Genomic DNA, 19579 nt, shown 5'->3' on the forward strand with positions numbered 1-19579 from the left:
ATTTAGATGGCGATATCGACCCAAGCACTGCGGTGATCATGACTAACGGCACCAAAGGCACGGCAACATTCGACGCCGATGGTAAGCTAGTTTACACCCCAAATCGTGGGGAAGTGGGCACCGATACCATCACCTACCAAGTGACCGACAAAAACGGCAACGTGTCCAACACTGCGACCGTCACTGTCACTATCGATGCGGCGCCAGTAGCGAACGACGACGATGGTGTGACCAAAGAGGGTGCGCCAGTGACAATCGATGTGCAGCACAATGACACCGACTTGGATGGTGATATCGACCCAAGCACTGCGGTGATCGTGACCAACGGCACCAAAGGCACGGCAACATTCGACGCCGATGGCAAACTGGTTTACACCCCGAAGAAAGGGGAAGTGGGGATTGACACCATCACCTACCAAGTGACCGACAAAAACGGCAACGTGTCCAACATAGCTGAAGTAACGATTGAAATTACACCATCATTACCATCAGTTGTGGATGTTTATGAAAAAGGGCTCAGAACAGATGGTACTGCGGATAGTGCTTTAGCCGTGACAACAGGGACAATAATATTAGCAAATCCTAATGATAAGCCGACTACAGAGCAGGATCTCAAAATCACAGAGCCTACAACGACTCTGACATCAGGCGGTAAACCTGTTATATGGGAAGTAACAAGTGATGGCTTTGTAGGCAAAACCTCAGAAGGCAAAGACGTTATTTCTGTTACCGTCACAGATATCAAGAATGAAAATGGCCAAACTAGTGTTGATTATCATATTGATTTGAAAGGCCTTGTTGATCATCCTGCAGGTACAGATTCACTCAAAATTGATTTTGGATTAAGTAATGGCATAGATATTGTTGATACTGAAATTATTATTCATGATGATAAGCCATTCTCTGATAATGTTGAAGTCGTGGTACAAGCCCCAACTAATAATACATTCTATGCGAATGTAATTATTTCATTAGACTTATCTAGCAGCATGGGGAAAAGGGATAGCGGAATTTCAGATGAAAGTTCGAGAACAGCGATAAAAACACGCTATGATGCCGCGCTAGATTCAATCGAGAGTTTATTAAATAGCTATGAAGAGCGCTTAAATAGTGCTGATTCAGGTGATGTTCGTGTAAGTTTGAATGGTTTTGCGGATGAAGCATCGGTTATCAATCCATCATTACAAACAACGCATGGTACTTCACATTGGTTTACTTTGGATGAAGCTAAAGATTTGATCAATAGTCTAAAAGGTAATCAAGGTAAGATATCACATAGCTTAAATATTGGGGTTAATACTAACTATGACGCGGCATTACAGCAAATCGTAGATAGTTATAATAATCTTCCAGCAAGTGGTACAGGTCCTGTGACGGAGCAATCTGTTGATAATACCTTCTTCTTTATTAGTGATGGAACACCTAATATGGGGAATAATGTTTATGATCCAGGAATAAGTGAGCAGTCACCTCAAGATTATGTTCCAGGAAGTGCTTATACCGATATTGGTGAAGATAAGTGGACTGAATTTTTGGTAGATAATGGAATTCGTTCTGTTGCAATCGGAATTGGTCAAGACATGGTGACTGTCAATAATGGAAAAACTGGTTCAGATTATCTGAAACCCGTTGCTTTCGATGGTAAACATGGCACTGATAATGACCAGAGTGACGTGATTGTGTTGAAAGACATGAGCTCTTTAGGCAATATTTTGAGTAAATATGTGCCAAATGAAAATGTCATTGAAAGTAGTTTTTCTAAAGGTAAAGATGCAACTTCATCTTTAACCTTTGGTGCAGATGGAATGAAATCAATTAGTGTTGAAGTCGATGGTATAACTTACAAATATGATCCATTAAATAAATCAGTGTCATTTGATGGAAATGATAAAAGTAATTGGGCTGATTTCGGTAACGGTGAAATCGCGATTAAGACCAATGCTGGTGGGCTCTTTTCAATTTCTTTAGGAGAGAAAAACTTCGGTGATTTCTCTTATCGACCAAGTACAACACGCCCAGTTGGTGTTGATAAAGAAGAGTTTACTTTAACTCTAACAGATAATGACGGTACGAGTTATCAACCTTCAATTACTGTGAATATAAGTGATCTTAAAGAGTCTACGAGTGTATCACCAATCACGAGTGACCTTTCATTACTGAAGCTATTTTCACAAGAAAATACTATGGAGCTGCATGAAATGGATGTTGATGGGAGTATTGCATCAACCAATTTGAGTGGTTTCATGAATTCATCGCTAGATGCGTTACAAGAAAACCAAGCTGCAATAATCTAAAATTATAATTATGGGGGTATTAAAAATAATGCCCCCAACATTTTAATATATTTATATGAATGGAAATGTTAATGAGTAATAAGGCTGGTTAACCCTGCCTCTTTATTTTATTAATATTAATATTCCTAATATTAATAGGTTGAAATGTATTTACATCCTTCTTTATAGACATATATTTAAAATATGAAATTAAGAGCTTTTAATATTCTGGCTATATTCTTATTGAGTGTATTCTCTGTGAATACAGTAGCTGATGTTATTGAATTGAGAAATTTACTTAAAGATTCTTTATATAATACGCCTGAAGTTCAAGAAGCTTATGCGAATTACCAAGCCGCACAAAGTAATGTGAAAATGGCAAACTCCGGGCACTATCCAGTGGTAAGTGTGATGGGGACACAGCCAGTTGCTCAACATCATAAATATGATAGTAATTCTATGGAATCAGGGTTTCATCCAGGAGTGAAAACAACAATGAATGTTTATGCTTGGGGAGGAATAGAGGCTGGTGTTGATAGAGAAAAATTCAAACAAGAATACTATGAGAATCAATATGTTCTTTCACAAGAAGATATAAGCGTTCGAATTAGTCAGCTTTATTTACTTATTTTAAGAAATAAAGAAACACTTGTTGTCATTGATGAAAACTTAGCTCGTCATCAACATATATTAGAGAAATTAAATACGATAATTCAGTATGACCCTGGTCGTTCAAGTGAATTAACGCAAGTTAAAGCACGTACTTTGAAAGTTGAGATGAACCGAGCTGAAGTAGAGCGGAATTTAAATTTAGCGTTAAGTCAGCTATCGATATTAACGCAAAGAAAATTATTAGCAGATCAATTTCTTGACCCGTTTCGAAATACTGATAGCACTGAAATTTTACGGAACTTTCAAGAGAGTAATCTGGAAAATAACCCAAGTTATAAAGCACAGGTTGCCGATGCAAAAAGCCTTGATGCAGATGTTAAAGTCGCAAGTGCAATGAGAAAACCTGCACTAAACTTAGAAATAAATGCAACTCCTGATAATAAAGAGGTTTTTTTACGTGTTTCTTGGAATATCTTTGACCAAGCTAGTTATTATAGTGAAGCACAAAAAGAGTATGCATTATTAGCATCCAATGAGCGAATTAAAATAACATTTCGTGAAATTGAAGAAATGAGCCAATCCGCAGCTATAAATATGATGAAAAGTGAAGAACAAGAAGCTATAGCTAAAAATTATATTTTGGAACAAAAAAAAGTTGTCAGCAATTATGAAAAACAATTTACGATTAACCGTCGTTCATTGATTGATTTATTAGATGCTTATAATGAGTTAGCAAATATACAGACAAGTGCAGTCACTTTGAAAAATGATTTTAGAGACGCGACACTTAGTTATCTTAGTGTGCAGGCAAAAATGTCTGCATGGATGAATCAATAAGTGCTAAAAATAACATGAATATTATTAATAATATATCCCTAGTTACTGCGTGGTTAGGGTATGCGATCCTGCCAGAGGTATTACTATCTCAAACAAAAAGAAAGGGTGATAAATCAATAGATTACTCCTCTCTTGTTAACGTGTTAAATTCACATCAATTCGATAACCAGTTGATTGAGATTGATTTAAAAACTATCCCGACTATTGCTGTTCCTTTTATTATATTACTTGAAAATAATGAGTCTATTGTTATTAATAAAATAGAAGAAAACAATAATGAACGTTATTTTGAAATCTTAACGAAAGAAGGAATTTGTCAGTCAATTAGCATTGAAATGCTATCAAAAAATTATTCAGGGTATAGTTGGTTTATAAAACGAAATATAAAATCTGAGAGCCGTTCTGAAATTGAAAAATACGAAAAAAATCATTTTTGGAAAATAATTTGGCAGTTTAAAAAGTATTATTATCAAGTTATCGTAGCTTCATTCGTAATTAATGTTTTGGCGTTAATTAGCTCCCTATATGTCATGAATGTCTATGATAGAGTGATCCCAAATCAAGCGTATGAAACATTATGGGTATTATCGATAGGTGTTCTGCTAGCAATATGCTTTGAATTTTTAGCAAAAATGCTGAGGGGTTACCTTCTTGATATTGCTGGGAAAAAAGCTGATATCATAATAAGCGCTATGTTATTTCACCGAGTAATGGGGATTCGCTTAGATAAAAAACCATCTTCATCTGGCTCTTATGCAAATAATTTACGTGATTTTGAATCCATCCGAGAATTTATGACGAGTGCTAGCTTGATAGCGCTTGTTGACCTGCCTTTCATTCTGTTGTTCATTGGCGTGATCAGTATGATTGGCGGTTATCTCGCATTAGTTCCATTGACTATTATTCCTATCGTTATTATCGCTGGTATTTTGATTCAAAAACCTTTAGCTGAGGGCATTAATGCATCAATGAAAGAAACCTCTCAGAGACAGGGTTTAGCCGTTGAAGCTATCGAAGGTATTGAAACGTTAAAGTTGAATAATGCAGTCAATTGGGCTCAACAGCGGTGGGAAATATTAACAGAGAAAACGGCATTCGCATCCATAAAGGTCCGTAATTTAACCAACTTTATGTTGAATTTCAGTGCGGGAATGCAACAAATCAATACTGTTGCATTAGTTTTTGTTGGTACCTATTTGATCCATGCTAGTGATGTAGACTCACGCATTACTATGGGGGGATTGATTGCTAGTGTAATACTGTCTGGGCGAGCATTAGCACCTTTAGGACAAATTGCAGGCTTAGCAACGCGTTTTCAATCTGCTCGGACAGCGTTAAATGGTGTTAAAAATATTTTTGAACGTCCAATTGAGCGCGAAGATCATAAAAAATATATTTCACCGACCTCCGTTAGAGGTGCGTTGACGTTATCTAATGTCAGCTATCGTTATAATAAAGATAGCCAACCAGCCTTGGAAGATATTAATTTAAATATTGCTGCTGGAGAAAAAGTGGCCATTTTAGGCAAAATCGGCGGTGGAAAAAGCACCCTTTTAAAATTATTAACTGGGCTATATGAGCAGCAAGAAGGCAATATATTTTTAGATGATATAGATATTCGCCAAATAGACCCTATTTACTTAAGAAGTAAATTGGCGATGTTAACACAGAAACCACGGTTATTTTTTGGTTCATTGCGTGAAAATCTAGACCTTGCCCGCCTTGACGGTTATTCCTCTGATGACGACTTAATTCATGCGTTGCAGCGTTTTCATTTAGATAAAATAATTCGCCAACATCCGGCTGGCTTAGATATGCCACTAGGTGAAGATGGCTTAGGTCTTTCTGGCGGCCAAAAGCAAATTGTCTCTTTAGTACAACTGACATTGCATAATCCACAAGTTGTTTTATTAGATGAGCCAACCACAGGAATTGATGTTGAAACGGAAAAAGACGTATTAGCGGCTATTGGTGAATGGACAAAAAATAAAACACTTATTGTTGTGACACATAAATTACCTATTTTGAGTTTAGTCGATCGTATTATTGTTGTTGATAATGGCCGAATTGTACTAGATGGCCCTAAAGATTCGGTGCTTAAAACATTAGAAAAGAAAGATGATATAGAAAAAGCAGTGAACACAGATAAACCGAGAGTTCAGCGCCCAGCTGTGCCACAAGTTCGTATTGTTTCACAGGTTAGACACGCTATAAAACAACATGAAGGGAAGGTTGAACATGAACAAGCATAAGCAATCTTCCGAGAAGAGCAAAAACAGTTATCAATCTCATGATTTTTCACATGATTTACAGTCAGTGATGAAAAAAGAGCGGCATACATTACTGTTTCTTCCGATCCTATTCTTAGCACTGTTATTGACTGTTTTTATTATTTGGGCTTATTTCAGTGATTTAGAAGAGATAATTCGAGGCCAGGGAACGATTATTCCTAGTAGTCGTGAACAAGTCATTCAAAGTATCGATCCCGGTAATATTGAAGAAATGTTTGTTAAAGAAGGTGATATCGTTGAAAAAGGGCAAATTCTTCTCAAGTTAGATGATGCAAGAAGTATGGCAGTCTTGCGGGAAAGCCAAGCGAAGGTACAAAATTTAGAAGCAATATATATCCGATTATATAGTGAATCACGTAATGAAGAACCTGACTTTTCGGCAGTCAATGACCAAAAGTTAGTGGAACGTGAAATGAATGCATTTAATGCAAAAAAAAGGCAAAGAGACGAAGCTATTGCGGGTTTAAGACAAAGTAAAAACTTATTAGATAGAGAAATTGCAATCACTCGACCTTTAGCTAAAGAAGGCTTGGTATCACATGTGGAATTGTTACGCATGGAAAGACAGTCTGTTGAGCTAGCAACACAAATCAATGAGCGTGAAAATAATTATATTGCAGAGGCGAATGAGGAATTAATTCGTGTTGGTTCTGAGCTTGCTCAAGCCAAAGAAAATATGGGCATGCGTGAAGATCATGTTATACGTTCAGAGATTCACGCACCTGTACGTGGTATCGTGAAAAATATTAAAATCACGACAGTGGGTGGCGTTGTTAATACCGGGCAAGATATCTTAGAAATTATTCCATTAGATGACAAATTAATGGTTGAGGCTTATATTCGGCCACAAGATGTTGCTTTTTTAAGACCAGAGATGCCTGCAGTAGTAAAAATAACCGCTTATGACTATGCTATTTATGGTGGGTTAAAAGGGACTGTAAAATTGATCAGCCCTGACACTTTAAGTAATAACAATCAGCGTAATGATTTAAAATTAAATCAAGAAGAAACGTTTTATCGTATTATTGTTGAAACAGAAACGAATTACTTACTCGATAAAAATAACAATAAAATGGATATCATTCCTGGAATGATTGCTTCCGTTGATATTAAAACGGGTGAGAAAAGTGTTTTTGATTACCTTATTAAGCCGATCACACGGATGAAGCAGGCATTAACCGAAAGATAAATTCCATACGTCAACGATATTATTTTTATAACAAAATAATAGTATTTTAGTTATATTTCCGTGTGTTGTGTTATATATGACTCAGCGGAACATGCGATAAGACAAGACAAGATGAGAGCATTATTAAGCTCTCATCTTACTCAAACTTAAATATCAGGGTAATGCTTCATGACTCACTGGTCATGGTTTCTAACTGTTCCTGCAAATCCATCCACTCCATTTCGACATCTTCAAGCGCGGCTTTATGTTCAGTTTGTTTTTTCAAACATTCCGTCAATTCAGCTTTCTTATCTTGTTCATAAATGGAAGCATCAGAAAGTTTTGCTTCTAGCTCACTCAGCGCGTTGGAGTGTTTATCCATCTGCTTTTCCAATTCCGTAATTTTTTTACGGATAGGCTGAGTTAACTGACGAAATTCAGCTTCACGACGTTTTTGATCTTTTCTATCTTGTGCTGTAACCGTTGCCGCGGCTGCTGGCTTGTCTTTCTCTTGTTGATCACGAACTTGCTGTAATTCGAGCTTATTTTGCTCAGCTAGCCATTGTTGGTAATCTTCTAAATCACCGTCAAATTGCTCGACAGAACCGCCATGGACTAAATACAGTTCATCGGTGGTGGTACGCAGTAAATGCCTATCATGGGAAACGACAACTAAAGCCCCTTCGAAGGCCATTAAGGCTTCGGTAAGTGCTTGGCGCATATCTAAGTCCAGGTGGTTAGTTGGCTCATCGAGTAGCAGTAAATTTGGGCGCTGCCAGACGATTAAAGCGAGTACTAAACGGGCCTTTTCACCGCCAGAGAAACGGCCGCTTGGGTCAGTCACTTGGTCGCCTTTGAAGCCAAAACCACCTAAATAGTCACGTAACTGCTGCTCAGTTTGCTCTGGTGCAAGGCGAGCAAGATGCTGCAAAGGTGACTCTTCAGGGTGTAAATACTCTAATTGGTGCTGGGCGAAATAACCGAGTTTAATCCCTTTTGCGAGGGCGATTTCTCCCTGCAATGGTGGTAAATCACCCGCTAACATTTTGATTAAAGTTGATTTACCCGCGCCATTGCGCCCCAGTAGGCCAATGCGTGAACCCGGTACTAAGTTCAGTTTAATGGATTGCAAAATGACTTTTTCACCATAGCCAGCGCTGACTTTTTCCATTTTTAATAATGGATTCGGTAAGCTTTCTGGTTTACGGAATGAAAAATGGAATGGGTTATCCACATGAGCCGGAGCGACCATTTCCATTCTTTCAAGCATCTTAATACGGCTTTGTGCTTGTTTGGCTTTGGTGGCTTGCACTCTAAAGCGGTCAATATAACTTTGTAAATGCGCCGCTTTGGCTTGTTGGCTTTCATATAACGCTTGCTGTTGAGCGAGCTTTGTTGCGCGTTGGCGTTCAAATGACGAGTAGTTACCCGTGTATTCAAACATCGTTTCTTGTTCGATATGCAGGACTTTATCAATAATCGGGTCGAGGAAATCCCTATCATGGGAAATCAAAATCAGGGTGCCTTGGTAGCTTTTCAACCATTTTTCTAACCAAATTACTGCATCTAAATCAAGGTGGTTGGTCGGCTCATCGAGCAGCAACAAATCTGAGCGGCATAACAAAGCCTGCGCCAAGTTCAAACGCATTCGCCATCCACCGGAAAATGATTTTACTGGGGAATCTAGCTGTGCTTGGCTGAAACCTAAACCATGTAGCAAACTGGATGCGCGAGAACGGATAGTCCATGCATCAATGGCATCAAGTTGCCCATGTACGACAGCAATGGCATGGCCATCATTTTTTTCATTGGCTTGCTGAAGTTTTTGTTCTAAGGCTCGGAACTCGCGATCACCATCAATCACATACTCAAGAGCGGGCACATCAAGCGCAGGGGTTTCTTGGTTCACCCATGCCATGGACCAATTGCTTGGAAAGGTTGCAGAACCTGCTTCAGCTTGTAATTCGCCTTTTAATAACGCAAGAAGCGTCGATTTACCGCAGCCGTTTTTACCCACTAAACCAACTTTTTGGCCGGGGTTAATAGTCGCAGTGGCATTGTCCAGCAGGACACGAACACCTCGGCGAATTTGGAGTGAAGAGAAAACAATCATAGCAACCGTCTATTAAAAATATGTTAAATTATCAACGTATATACTCTAAATAATTCACGGTACTGTTAGGCGACAAGCAAATGAGTCGCTAGGAGCCTACTTAAGCAGGTGACTAGTGCGAATGCGCGTAGTCAACAACACAGCAACGTGAAGTATGACGAGTATAGCAGGCTGCATGGTAACGGAAAATGTTCCGTCTGACACGCCTTTGAGGAGGGAAAGATGTCAAATACACCGAAAGTGCTAGTGGTCTATGCTCACCCGGACCCCGACGAATCTATGGCTAATAAGGCGTTACTGGGTGCTATACATGATTTTGACCATGTAACTGTGCACGATTTATACGCAATTTATCCAGATTATTTTATTGATGTTACCGCGGAACAAAAATTATTGTGCCAGCACGATATCATTGTTTTTCAGCATCCCCTTTATACTTATAGTTGCCCTGCATTGTTGAAAGAGTGGTTTGACCGCGTGTTAACTCGCCGTTTTGCTACCGACGTGGGGTATCAAAAATTAAAAGGCAAATACTGGCGCTCGGTGATCACCACCGGAGAGCCCATTCACGCTTACCAATATGATGGGTATAACCATTACCCACTCACGGAAATACTTCGCCCATTTGAATTGACCGCATTAATGTGTGATATGCAGTGGCTGGAACCAACCATTATTTATGCAGCACGTCGGCAGCCGAAAGAACGCTTTGAACAGCTTATTGATGACTACCGCCAATGGATGCAACAACCACTAGGCGCGGGAGGGTTATCCTAATGTCAGAACTGGGGCTATTTGAGTCCGTTATTATTTTCCTCTGTGCAGGGGTAATAATGGTGCCGATCGCACAAAAAATCCGCTTAGGTGCTGTGCTTGGGTATTTGCTTGCAGGGATCATGATTGGGCCATTTGTTTTCGGCTTTATTCGTAATGTTGATGATATTTTACACTTCTCCGAAATGGGGGTGGTGTTCCTGATGTTTCTCATTGGTTTAGAGCTCAAGCCTTCTAAATTATGGGAACTTAGGCGCTCGATTTTTGGTGTTGGTACGCTTCAAGTGGTTGTGACCGCTGCTATCATGGCGTCATTGTTATTTTTAGCCAAATTCTCTTGGCAAGCCGCCATTGTCGGTGGATTAGGAATGGCGATGTCTTCAACGGCAATGGCACTTCAGTTGATGAACGAAAAAGGGATGTCCAATAAAGAAAGTGGGCAACTTGGTTTCTCTGTTTTGTTATTTCAAGATATGGCCGTTATTCCTATTATGGCGCTGATCCCATTGTTAGCCGGGGACTCCGCAACCAGCGATTGGCAAAAAATTGGCTTGAAAATAGTAGCATTCGCAGGCTTATGGGTAGTTGGCCGCTATTTATTACGACCGATGTTCAGGCTTGCCGCTAAATCTGGCGTTCATGAAATTTTTACGGCTGCAGCATTACTGGTGGTATTAGGCTCCGCACTTATTATGGAAAGCCTTGGGTTTTCTATGGCACTGGGCACCTTTATGGCAGGGGTCATGTTAGCGGAAACAGAGTTTCGCCATGAACTGGAAATTAATATCGAGCCATTTAAAGGGTTATTACTGGGGCTATTTTTTATTTCAGTAGGTATGTCATTAAATTTAGATGTGCTATGGGCCTATTTACCACAAGTATTGATTGCCGTTGCAGTATTAGTCGGAGTCAAAGCATTGGTACTTTACGGCCTGAGTTTAGCGGCTAGGCTTCGAAATGGTGCAAGAGCGCAATTTTCCGGGGTACTTAGCCAAGGTGGTGAATTTGCTTTTGTGATCTATGGAACTGCCTTTGGGGCAAGTGTGATTAATGAATGGCAAATGGACTTACTGCTGGTGGTTGTCACACTTTCCATGATGACTACGCCACTTGTGATGCAGCTGATAGATGCCTATTTGAACTACCGTTATAATCAACAACCAGCCTCGAGTGAAAAACCGTTTGTGGAAGACAATGACCCGCATGTTATTTTGGTCGGTTTTGGCCGCATGGGGCAGGTGGTTGGCCGCTTATTGATGGCTAACAAGGTTAAAATCACCGTGCTAGAACAAGATGTTACAGCAATTGGTACCATGCGCCGCTACGGCTATACCGTATATTATGGTGATGCGCGTGAACTGCAGTTATTGCGTTCCGCAGGAGCAGATAAAGCGAAGTCAATTGTGATCACCAGTGATGTGCCAGAAGAAGTGATGGAAATTGTGCAAATTTGCCAAGAAAATTTCCCTAACTTGCATATTATTGCACGCGCTAAAGGTCGTCTTGAGGCACATGAGCTATTACAATGTGGGGTCACTGATTTCAGCCGTGAAACATTCTCAAGTGCGCTTGAATTAGGTAGTAAAGCTCTTGTTAGCACAGGAATGCATCCTCATAAAGCCTATCGTGCCAAACAGCATTTCCGCCGTTTAGACATGAAAATGCTCAGGGATATCTACCCTGAAAATGAAAATAGTGATAGCGGGCAAATTTCACGCATTAAAGAGGCGCGCCGTGAACTTAATGAGCTCTTTGAAAAAGAAATGCAACGAGAGCATCGCCAGCCTCATAGCTGGAATAATGAACAATAAGGGTTAGAAATGTCTTCAACACGTAAACGCTTTATTGCAGGGGCGACTTGCCCTAAATGCAAGTCACAAGACACTTTAATGATGTGGCGTGAAGATAAAATTGATGTTGTGGAGTGTGTCAATTGCGGTGACCAACAGCGCCAAGCGGGGGATGAAGCAACGGGGCATGTTAGACAAAAAGAGCAGGTTATTGGAATTTTTACACCTGAATAATAGAAATTTGTCAATTCTCAATACATCATCATAGTTTTTCGGTACAATTGGCAAAAATTTTTCCCTTACGGGTAGTAGGAGATGTCATGAAAGTAGCAAAAGACTTGGTGGTCAGCTTGGCTTATCAAGTAAGAACAGAAGACGGTGTTTTAGTTGATGAATCACCAGCAAGCGCACCAATGGACTATTTGCATGGTCGTGGGTCTTTAATTTCAGGTTTAGAAAAAGCATTAGAAGGCCGTTCTGTAGGCGAAAACTTCGATGTTGAAGTAGCTTCAGATGACGCATATGGTCAATACGATGACAACTTAGTTCAACGTGTTCCTAAAGATGTATTTATGGGCGTTGATGAGCTAGAAGTGGGCATGCGTTTCTTAGCTGACACTGACATGGGCCCTGTTCCTGTTGAAATCACCGGTATCGAAGGTGATGAAGTTATCGTTGATGGTAACCACATGTTAGCAGGTCAAAACCTGAAATTTAATGTTGAAATCATGGCTATCCGTGAAGCAACAGAAGAAGAAATTGCACATGGCCACGTCCATGGTGCAGGCGGTCACGACCATGACCACGACCACGAAGGTGGTTGCTGTGGTGGTGGCGGTCATAGCCACGGTTCAGAAGGCGGCTGCTGCGGTGGCGGTGAAGGCCACGGACATGGTCACAAACAAGGCGGTTGCGGCTGCCACTAATACGCGGTATTAGTGTTTGTAAAAAAAGGAAGCGAAAGCTTCCTTTTTTGCATTTAAAATCAATGGTTTTGCATTCTAAATTAATAATGTGGTGGCGGCGTTTCTTCTTCAGGTCTTGCTAAGTGAGAATCTTGGGATGATTTCAGTCTTTCAGCCACAATGCGCAAGTGTTCTTGAAGGCGGCTCATTTGCATTTGCTGGTCAGTAATAACCTGATTAAGTTGCTCAATAGCCAGTTCTTGAAAGGCAACTTTACTTTCTAAAAGTTCCAAACGTTGTTCAAATGTATCAGATGAGTCCATATTCGACTCTCCTTAAGCGTTTATATCGTAATTAAACCATCATAATAACCGAACATTACAAATCAACAGATAAGTTTTAGTTAAAGATATAGGCGATGAAACGACTTTTTGTTAATGTGGTCTCAGTAGTTCTTATATTTTTTAATACTCAATGGGATAACGGGTCTAAACTTAAAGAGCCCTATCCACAAAACGAATAGTTCGCTATTCGAATATAATCGAATAAAAGTTATCGGAGACTAGGATGAAATCACTGTTTAAGGCAAGCCTTTTAGCAACTACGCTAGCATTTACTTTTGCTGCTCCGCAAGTGATGGCAGCGGAAGCCAAAGCACAAAGCAGCGCATTCAAAAACGCAGAAGAGCGTAATGCGTATGCATTGGGTGCATCTTTAGGTCGCTACATGCAGAATTCTTTAGAAGAACAGAAAACAATCGGTATTAATTTGGACAAAGCTCAATTACTGGCAGGTGTTCAAGATGCATTTAACGGCAAAAGCAAAATGACCGATGCAGAAGTTGAAGAAACCCTGCGTCAATTTGAAGGCCAAGTCAAAGAAGCAGCTGACAAAAAAATGAAAGACGAATCAGCAGCGAATGAGAAAAAAGGTGCTGAGTATCGCGAGAAATACGCTAAAGAAAAAGGCGTAGTTAAAACCAAATCAGGCTTACTGTACAAAATTGAAAAAGACGGTACAGGTGCGAAACCTAAAGCAGATGAAACTGTCGTAGTTCACTATAAAGGTTCACTGATTGACGGTACTGAATTCGACAGCTCATATTCACGTAACGAGCCACTGACTATTCCATTAAACTCAGTCATTAAAGGCTGGACTGAAGGTTTAGTTAACCTGAAAAAAGGCGGGAAAATGCAGTTAGTGATCCCAGCTGAATTAGCTTATGGTGAAAATGGCGTGCCGGGTATCCCTGCAAATTCAACGTTAGTCTTTGATGTTGAATTATTAGATATCAAACCTGCCGCGAAATAAGCACTCACTAAGCATTAGCTAAGTGTATTTTTGAGCCCAATGCATTCATGCCTTGGGCTTTTTTGTCTTTCTCATCAAAAAAATTCTCAAATTGTTTAAAACTTGTGATAAAACAGACTGTCTTGCATTCATTCGCTTGACGGCAACGTCTTGGAGTTTTAACTTCAGAAGACTCTATTTTATTTTTTATCATCACAATTGTTGGCTACAAACAAAGTAATGAAGGCCAAATAGTCGAATAATGAACGCCTTTTTAGTCAACAGGATGAGTTTTTACATTAGAAGGATGATGTTGAAATGTCTGATTCTATACAATCACACGACCTCAGCGATATTAACATATTGGATAACCAACCCTTTTCTGAGACAGACCATGAAATTTTAAAATCATATGAAGCCGCGGTGGATGGTCTGGCAATGCTAATCGGTGGGCATTGTGAAATTGTTCTTCACTCTTTAGAAGACCTAAACTGCTCTGCAGTTAGAATCGCAAATGGCCAACACACTGGGCGTAAAATCGGCTCACCGATAACAGACCTTGCGTTGAGAATGCTGCATGATATGGCAGACGAAGAATCGAATGTATCGAAGGCTTATTTTACGAAAGCAAAAAGCGGTGATTTAATGAAATCCGTGACTATTGCAATTCGTAACCGCAAGCAACGTGTGATTGGCTTACTATGCATTAATATGAACCTAGATGTGCCGTTCTCTGAAATTATTCAATCGTTTGTTCCAGAAACCAAACAAGAAGTCACTTCAGATGTGAATTTTGCCTCTTCAGTTGATGATCTTGTCGCGCAAACATTGGAATATACGATCGAAGAAGTTGGCGCTGACCGTAATGTTTCGAATAATGCGAAAAACAAGCAAGTGGTCCTTAATTTATACGAAAAAGGTATTTTCGATATTAAAGATGCCATTAACCAAGTTGCAGACCGCCTGAATATTTCTAAACACACCGTTTACTTATACATTCGTCAATTCAAGAGTGGTGAATGAGTAATATAAATTCGTTAACTTACTGCTTAGTTGTGACAGGCCCTGCTTACGGTACACAACAAGCAGCAAGTGCGTATCAATTTGCAAAAGCCCTTCTTGAAGAAGGGCATATATTGAAAACACTCTTTTTTTATCGTGATGGTGTTTTCAATGCGAACCTGCTCACATCACCGGCAACAGATGAATTTAATTTAGTTCCAGCTTGGCAAGAACTCGCAAAACAATCTGGGTGTGAAATGCATATCTGTGTTTCCGCTGCGCTGCGTCGAGGAGTGGTTGACCAAGAACAAGCGCAAAGCTTATCTCTTCCAACGGCTAACCTTGCTGAGGGCTTTATCATGAGCGGGTTAGGGAGCCTTGCTGAAGCGATGATAACCACAGACCGAACGATTCAATTCTAAGAACAGCTCAATACAAGGTATCGTGTGAAAAAAATAGCTTTTGTCTTTACAACCATGCCCCATGGAAATGCCAGTGGCCGAGAAGGGCTAGATGCATTATTAGCAACTTCAGCGCTGACAGAAGACATTCAGGTGTTTTTTCTCTCTGATGGTGTCTACCAGCTTCTAGCAAATCAACACCCTGCTGAAGTGCTTGCCCGAGATTACATCGTTACATTTAAAATATTGCCATTATATGACATTGAAAAAATTTATCTCTGCAGTGCTTCGCTACAAGAAAGAGGGTTGGGGGAGAATGGTGAATGGGTTGTGACTCCAACAATTCTCAACAAGAAAGAGATCAGAGCTAAAATAGCGGAATGTGATGTGGTGCTTAATTTTTAATCTATTGTGCGAATTTTGAGCTTGGGTTAGGTTTTGATCTATAGTAGGATCTTTTCTATGCTGTATACATTAGCAACATCTCCATTTAAATGTGATTTTTCTGCGATGCTAGGTTTTATTACGGCTGAAGACGTAGTTTTACTGATGCAGGATGGCGTGGTTGCGGCAGTCGCACAGTCGCCTTTTCTTGCTGCATTACAAAAAACAGGCGCGCAGCTGTACGCTTTGGATGTCGACATCAACGCTCGCGGGTTGCAAAATACCCTCTCAACCACAGTTTCTGTGATCACATATCAAGGTTTTGTGAAGCTAACAGAAGTCCAAAAACAACATTTTGCCATATAAAGGCATTAAAAGTTGTATATTTCTTGACACCTGAGCCAGTCAGCAATAAAATTTCGCGTCCTCGTGTATCGTCATGTTGGCGAACGAGGTCAAAATCCGTGTTTACGAAGCAATAAAACCAGGAGCTTTTTTAATAATGGCAACTATTAATCAGCTGGTACGCAAATCTCGTAGCTCGAAAGTTGTTAAAAGCAACGTTCCAGCACTGGAAGCTTGCCCGCAAAAACGTGGCGTATGTACTCGTGTATATACTACCACTCCTAAGAAACCAAACTCAGCATTACGTAAAGTATGCCGTGTTCGTTTAACTAACGGTTTCGAAGTTTCTTCCTACATCGGTGGTGAAGGCCACAACTTGCAGGAGCACTCCGTTATCCTTATCCGTGGTGGTCGTGTTAAAGACTTACCAGGTGTGCGTTATCACACCGTTCGCGGTGCACTGGACTGTTCTGGTGTTAAAGACCGTAAGCAAGCTCGTTCTAAATACGGCGCGAAGAAACCTAAGGCTTAATGGATTTCCGTTAAGTAAGGCCAAACATTTTAATCTTAATGTCAAAATACTCTCGTAGAGTTTTGGACAAACCTGAATTAACAACGGAGTCATATCCATGCCACGTCGTCGCGTAATAGGTCAACGTAAAATTCTTCCAGATCCTAAGTTCGGATCAGAATTACTGGCCAAATTTGTAAATATCCTGATGGTAGACGGGAAAAAATCTACTGCTGAAGCAATCGTATATAACGCACTTGAGACCCTTGCTCAGCGTTCTGGTAAAACTGAACTTGATGCATTCGAATTAGCACTGGATAACGTGCGTCCGACTGTGGAAGTTAAATCCCGCCGTGTTGGTGGTTCAACTTACCAAGTTCCAGTTGAAGTTCGCCCGGTTCGTCGTAATGCCCTGGCAATGCGTTGGATCGTTGATGCTGCTCGTAAACGCGGTGATAAATCTATGGCACTTCGCCTGGCAAATGAATTATCAGACGCTGCTGAGAACAAAGGTTCCGCTGTTAAGAAACGTGAAGACGTTCACCGTATGGCAGAAGCTAACAAGGCGTTCGCACACTATCGTTGGTAATTATTTCTTACCTACATTAGTGATGTATCTCAGGGTAGCCATTTGCTACCCTTTATATGAAGCATTGAACGCCCACGAGAGAGGAAAAAATGGCCCGTCAAACGCCCATAGCACGTTATCGTAATATCGGTATCAGTGCACACATCGACGCCGGTAAAACCACAACTTCTGAACGTATTCTGTTCTATACTGGTGTAAACCATAAAATTGGTGAAACTCACGAAGGTTCTGCAACAATGGACTGGATGGAGCAGGAGCAAGAGCGTGGTATTACTATCACATCTGCAGCGACTACTGCATTCTGGTCTGGTATGGCAAAACAGTATGAGCCACACCGTATCAACATCATCGACACCCCGGGACACGTTGACTTCACAATCGAAGTAGAACGTTCTATGCGTGTTCTTGATGGCGCAGTAATGGTTTACTGTGCAGTTGGTGGTGTTCAGCCACAGTCTGAAACTGTATGGCGTCAGGCTAACAAATATAAAGTTCCACGTATCGCGTTCGTTAACAAAATGGACCGTATGGGTGCGAACTTCTTACGTGTTGTTGAGCAATTAAAATCACGTTTAGCAGCTAACGCAGTTCCACTGCAATTACCAGTCGGTGCAGAAGAAGCGTTCACAGGTGTTGTTGACTTGCTGAAAATGAAAGCAATTAAGTGGAGCGATGAAGACCAGGGCGTTACCTTCGAATACGAAGATATCCCTGCGAGCATGCAAGAAGCAGCTGAAGAGTGGCACAACAACCTGATCGAAACCGCAGCAGAAGCATCAGAAGAACTGATGGAAAAATATCTGGGCGGTGAAGAACTGACTGAAGCAGAAATTAAAGCTGCATTACGTCAACGTGTTCTTGCAAGCGAAATTATCCTGGTTACCTGTGGTTCTGCATTTAAGAACAAAGGTGTTCAGGCGATGCTGGATGCGGTGGTTGATTACTTACCTGCGCCAACAGATGTACCTGCAATCAATGGTATTCTGGATGACGGTAAAGACACACCTGCAGAGCGTCACGCAAGTGATGATGAGCCATTCTCATCATTAGCATTTAAAATTGCAACTGACCCATTCGTTGGTAACTTAACGTTCTTCCGTGTTTACTCTGGTGTTGTTAACTCAGGTGACACAGTTCTGAACGCAGTGAAATCGAAAAAAGAACGTTTTGGCCGTATCGTACAGATGCACGCTAACAAACGTGAAGAGATTAAAGAAGTTCGCGCTGGTGACATCGCGGCTGCAATCGGTCTGAAAGACGTAACTACAGGTGATACTTTATGTGCTGTTGATGCACCAATCATCCTGGAGCGTATGGAATTCCCAGAGCCAGTAATCTCTGTTGCAATTGAACCAAAAACTAAAGCTGACCAAGAAAAAATGGGTATCGCATTAGGCCGCTTGGCTCAAGAAGACCCATCATTCCGCGTATCAAGTGATGAAGAGACTAATCAGACTATCATCGCTGGTATGGGTGAATTGCACTTGGACGTTCTGGTTGACCGTATGCGTCGTGAATTTAAAGTTGAAGCGAACGTTGGTAAACCTCAAGTTGCTTACCGTGAAGCAATCACTATGAAAGTGACTGATATCGAAGGTAAACACGCGAAACAGTCTGGTGGTCGTGGTCAGTACGGTCATGTCGTTATCGATATGTTCCCACTGAACAAAAACGATAAAGACGGCGTTCAAATGGATTACGAATTTGCCAACGACATCAAAGGTGGTGTGATTCCAACTGAATACATCCCTGCAGTTGACAAAGGTATCCAAGAACAGCTGAAATCTGGTCCATTAGCTGGTTACCCGGTTGTTAACATGGGTGTTCGTTTACATTTCGGTTCTTACCATGATGTTGACTCCTCTGAATTGGCGTTTAAACTTGCGGCTTCAATCGCGTTTAAAGATGGCTTCAAAAAAGCTAAACCAGTTCTGCTTGAGCCAATCATGAAAGTTGAAGTGGAAACACCAGAAGACTACATGGGTGATGTTATTGGTGACCTGAACCGTCGTCGTGGTATGATTGAAGGTATGGATGACCTGCCTACTGGTAAAGTCGTTCGTGCACAAGTACCATTGTCAGAAATGTTCGGTTATGCTACTGACCTGCGTTCTCAGACACAAGGTCGTGCTTCATACTCTATGGAGTTCCTGAAGTACAATGAAGCACCAAACAACGTTGCACAAGCTGTAATCGAAGCTCGTAACGCTAAATAATCGATTTTTATCGGTTAACTACTTTAATTTAAGTTCCTTCTTTATCGTGAAGAGGGAACTCCATAAGGAATAGAGTCG

Annotated in this window: 18 protein-coding genes; 16 read left to right on the forward strand and 2 right to left on the reverse strand. The window is 40.7% G+C overall.

What is annotated here, in order from left to right; translation table 11 throughout:
• The 4 genes from PSF67_RS21270 to PSF67_RS21285 all read left to right on the forward strand — a co-directional run.
• Window positions 1-2294 (forward strand): Ig-like domain-containing protein (locus PSF67_RS21270; protein ID WP_272677591.1); only part of this gene is annotated, 2294 nt, incomplete at its 5' end.
• A 183-nt stretch (window positions 2295-2477) separates the two neighbouring features.
• Window positions 2478-3722, forward strand: coding sequence for a TolC family protein (locus tag PSF67_RS21275; protein WP_272677592.1), 1245 nt, complete (start codon window positions 2478-2480; stop codon window positions 3720-3722).
• A 14-nt stretch (window positions 3723-3736) separates the two neighbouring features.
• Window positions 3737-5974: a type I secretion system permease/ATPase gene (locus PSF67_RS21280; RefSeq protein ID WP_430442464.1), complete on the forward strand. Its 2238-nt coding sequence runs from the start codon at window positions 3737-3739 to the stop codon at window positions 5972-5974.
• A complete protein-coding gene (locus PSF67_RS21285) occupies window positions 5961-7202 on the forward strand; it encodes an HlyD family efflux transporter periplasmic adaptor subunit (RefSeq protein ID WP_272677594.1) in 1242 nt (413 codons plus the stop codon). Before PSF67_RS21280 ends, PSF67_RS21285 begins: the two co-directional genes overlap by 14 nt.
• A gap of 166 nt (window positions 7203-7368) precedes the next feature.
• On the opposite strand, the gene PSF67_RS21290 is transcribed toward PSF67_RS21285, so the two are convergent.
• Complete coding sequence (locus PSF67_RS21290) at window positions 7369-9294, reverse strand: ABC transporter ATP-binding protein (protein ID WP_195698089.1); 1926 nt, start codon at window positions 9292-9294, stop codon at window positions 7369-7371.
• Window positions 9295-9516: 222 nt separating this feature from the next.
• Between PSF67_RS21290 and kefG the strand changes: the two genes are divergently transcribed.
• The 4 genes from kefG to slyD all read left to right on the forward strand — a co-directional run bounded on the left by kefG (window position 9517) and on the right by slyD (window position 12784).
• Window positions 9517-10071 carry a glutathione-regulated potassium-efflux system ancillary protein KefG gene (kefG, locus tag PSF67_RS21295; RefSeq protein ID WP_272677595.1) on the forward strand — a complete coding sequence of 185 codons (555 nt, stop codon included), beginning with the start codon at window positions 9517-9519 and terminating at the stop codon, window positions 10069-10071.
• Window positions 10071-11879, forward strand: a complete 1809-nt coding sequence (kefB, locus tag PSF67_RS21300; RefSeq protein ID WP_195698090.1) for a glutathione-regulated potassium-efflux system protein KefB — start codon at window positions 10071-10073, stop codon at window positions 11877-11879. Before kefG ends, kefB begins: the two co-directional genes overlap by 1 nt.
• A gap of 9 nt (window positions 11880-11888) precedes the next feature.
• Window positions 11889-12092: a YheV family putative zinc ribbon protein gene (locus tag PSF67_RS21305; RefSeq protein ID WP_102138906.1), complete on the forward strand. Its 204-nt coding sequence runs from the start codon at window positions 11889-11891 to the stop codon at window positions 12090-12092.
• A gap of 86 nt (window positions 12093-12178) precedes the next feature.
• Window positions 12179-12784 (forward strand): peptidylprolyl isomerase, encoded by a 606-nt coding sequence (slyD, locus tag PSF67_RS21310; protein ID WP_004262508.1) that lies wholly within the window; start codon window positions 12179-12181, stop codon window positions 12782-12784.
• 80 nt (window positions 12785-12864) lie between these two features.
• Here slyD and PSF67_RS21315 read toward each other — a convergent pair whose 3' ends face one another.
• Window positions 12865-13086 carry a SlyX family protein gene (locus tag PSF67_RS21315; RefSeq protein WP_004262507.1) on the reverse strand — a complete coding sequence of 74 codons (222 nt, stop codon included), beginning with the start codon at window positions 13084-13086 and terminating at the stop codon, window positions 12865-12867.
• A 244-nt stretch (window positions 13087-13330) separates the two neighbouring features.
• Here PSF67_RS21315 and fkpA point away from each other — a divergent pair, with 244 nt between their 5' ends.
• From fkpA to fusA, 8 genes are all read left to right on the forward strand, one after another.
• Complete coding sequence (gene fkpA, locus PSF67_RS21320) at window positions 13331-14074, forward strand: FKBP-type peptidyl-prolyl cis-trans isomerase (protein WP_102138909.1); 744 nt, start codon at window positions 13331-13333, stop codon at window positions 14072-14074.
• A 297-nt stretch (window positions 14075-14371) separates the two neighbouring features.
• Window positions 14372-15076 carry a helix-turn-helix transcriptional regulator gene (locus tag PSF67_RS21325; protein WP_102138910.1) on the forward strand — a complete coding sequence of 235 codons (705 nt, stop codon included), beginning with the start codon at window positions 14372-14374 and terminating at the stop codon, window positions 15074-15076.
• On the forward strand, window positions 15073-15477 hold the full coding sequence (gene tusD, locus PSF67_RS21330) for a sulfurtransferase complex subunit TusD (protein WP_102138911.1): 405 nt from the start codon (window positions 15073-15075) through the stop codon (window positions 15475-15477). Before PSF67_RS21325 ends, tusD begins: the two co-directional genes overlap by 4 nt.
• Before the next feature lie 54 nt (window positions 15478-15531).
• Window positions 15532-15861, forward strand: coding sequence for a sulfurtransferase complex subunit TusC (tusC, locus tag PSF67_RS21335; RefSeq protein ID WP_407072566.1), 330 nt, complete (start codon window positions 15532-15534; stop codon window positions 15859-15861).
• 57 nt (window positions 15862-15918) lie between these two features.
• The gene (gene tusB / locus PSF67_RS21340; protein WP_102138913.1) at window positions 15919-16206 is read left to right on the forward strand and encodes a sulfurtransferase complex subunit TusB; all 288 of its coding nucleotides are present in this window, start codon (window positions 15919-15921) and stop codon (window positions 16204-16206) included.
• Window positions 16207-16342: 136 nt separating this feature from the next.
• Window positions 16343-16717 (forward strand): 30S ribosomal protein S12, encoded by a 375-nt coding sequence (rpsL, locus tag PSF67_RS21345; RefSeq protein ID WP_004265905.1) that lies wholly within the window; start codon window positions 16343-16345, stop codon window positions 16715-16717.
• A 97-nt stretch (window positions 16718-16814) separates the two neighbouring features.
• Window positions 16815-17285: a 30S ribosomal protein S7 gene (gene rpsG / locus PSF67_RS21350; protein WP_004262486.1), complete on the forward strand. Its 471-nt coding sequence runs from the start codon at window positions 16815-16817 to the stop codon at window positions 17283-17285.
• An 89-nt stretch (window positions 17286-17374) separates the two neighbouring features.
• Window positions 17375-19501 carry an elongation factor G gene (gene fusA / locus PSF67_RS21355; protein ID WP_102138914.1) on the forward strand — a complete coding sequence of 709 codons (2127 nt, stop codon included), beginning with the start codon at window positions 17375-17377 and terminating at the stop codon, window positions 19499-19501.
• Window positions 19502-19579: the final 78 nt, after the last annotated feature.

The organism is Providencia sp. PROV076, from assembly GCF_028483405.1.
GTDB classification, from domain to species: Bacteria; Pseudomonadota; Gammaproteobacteria; order Enterobacterales; family Enterobacteriaceae; genus Providencia; species Providencia huaxiensis.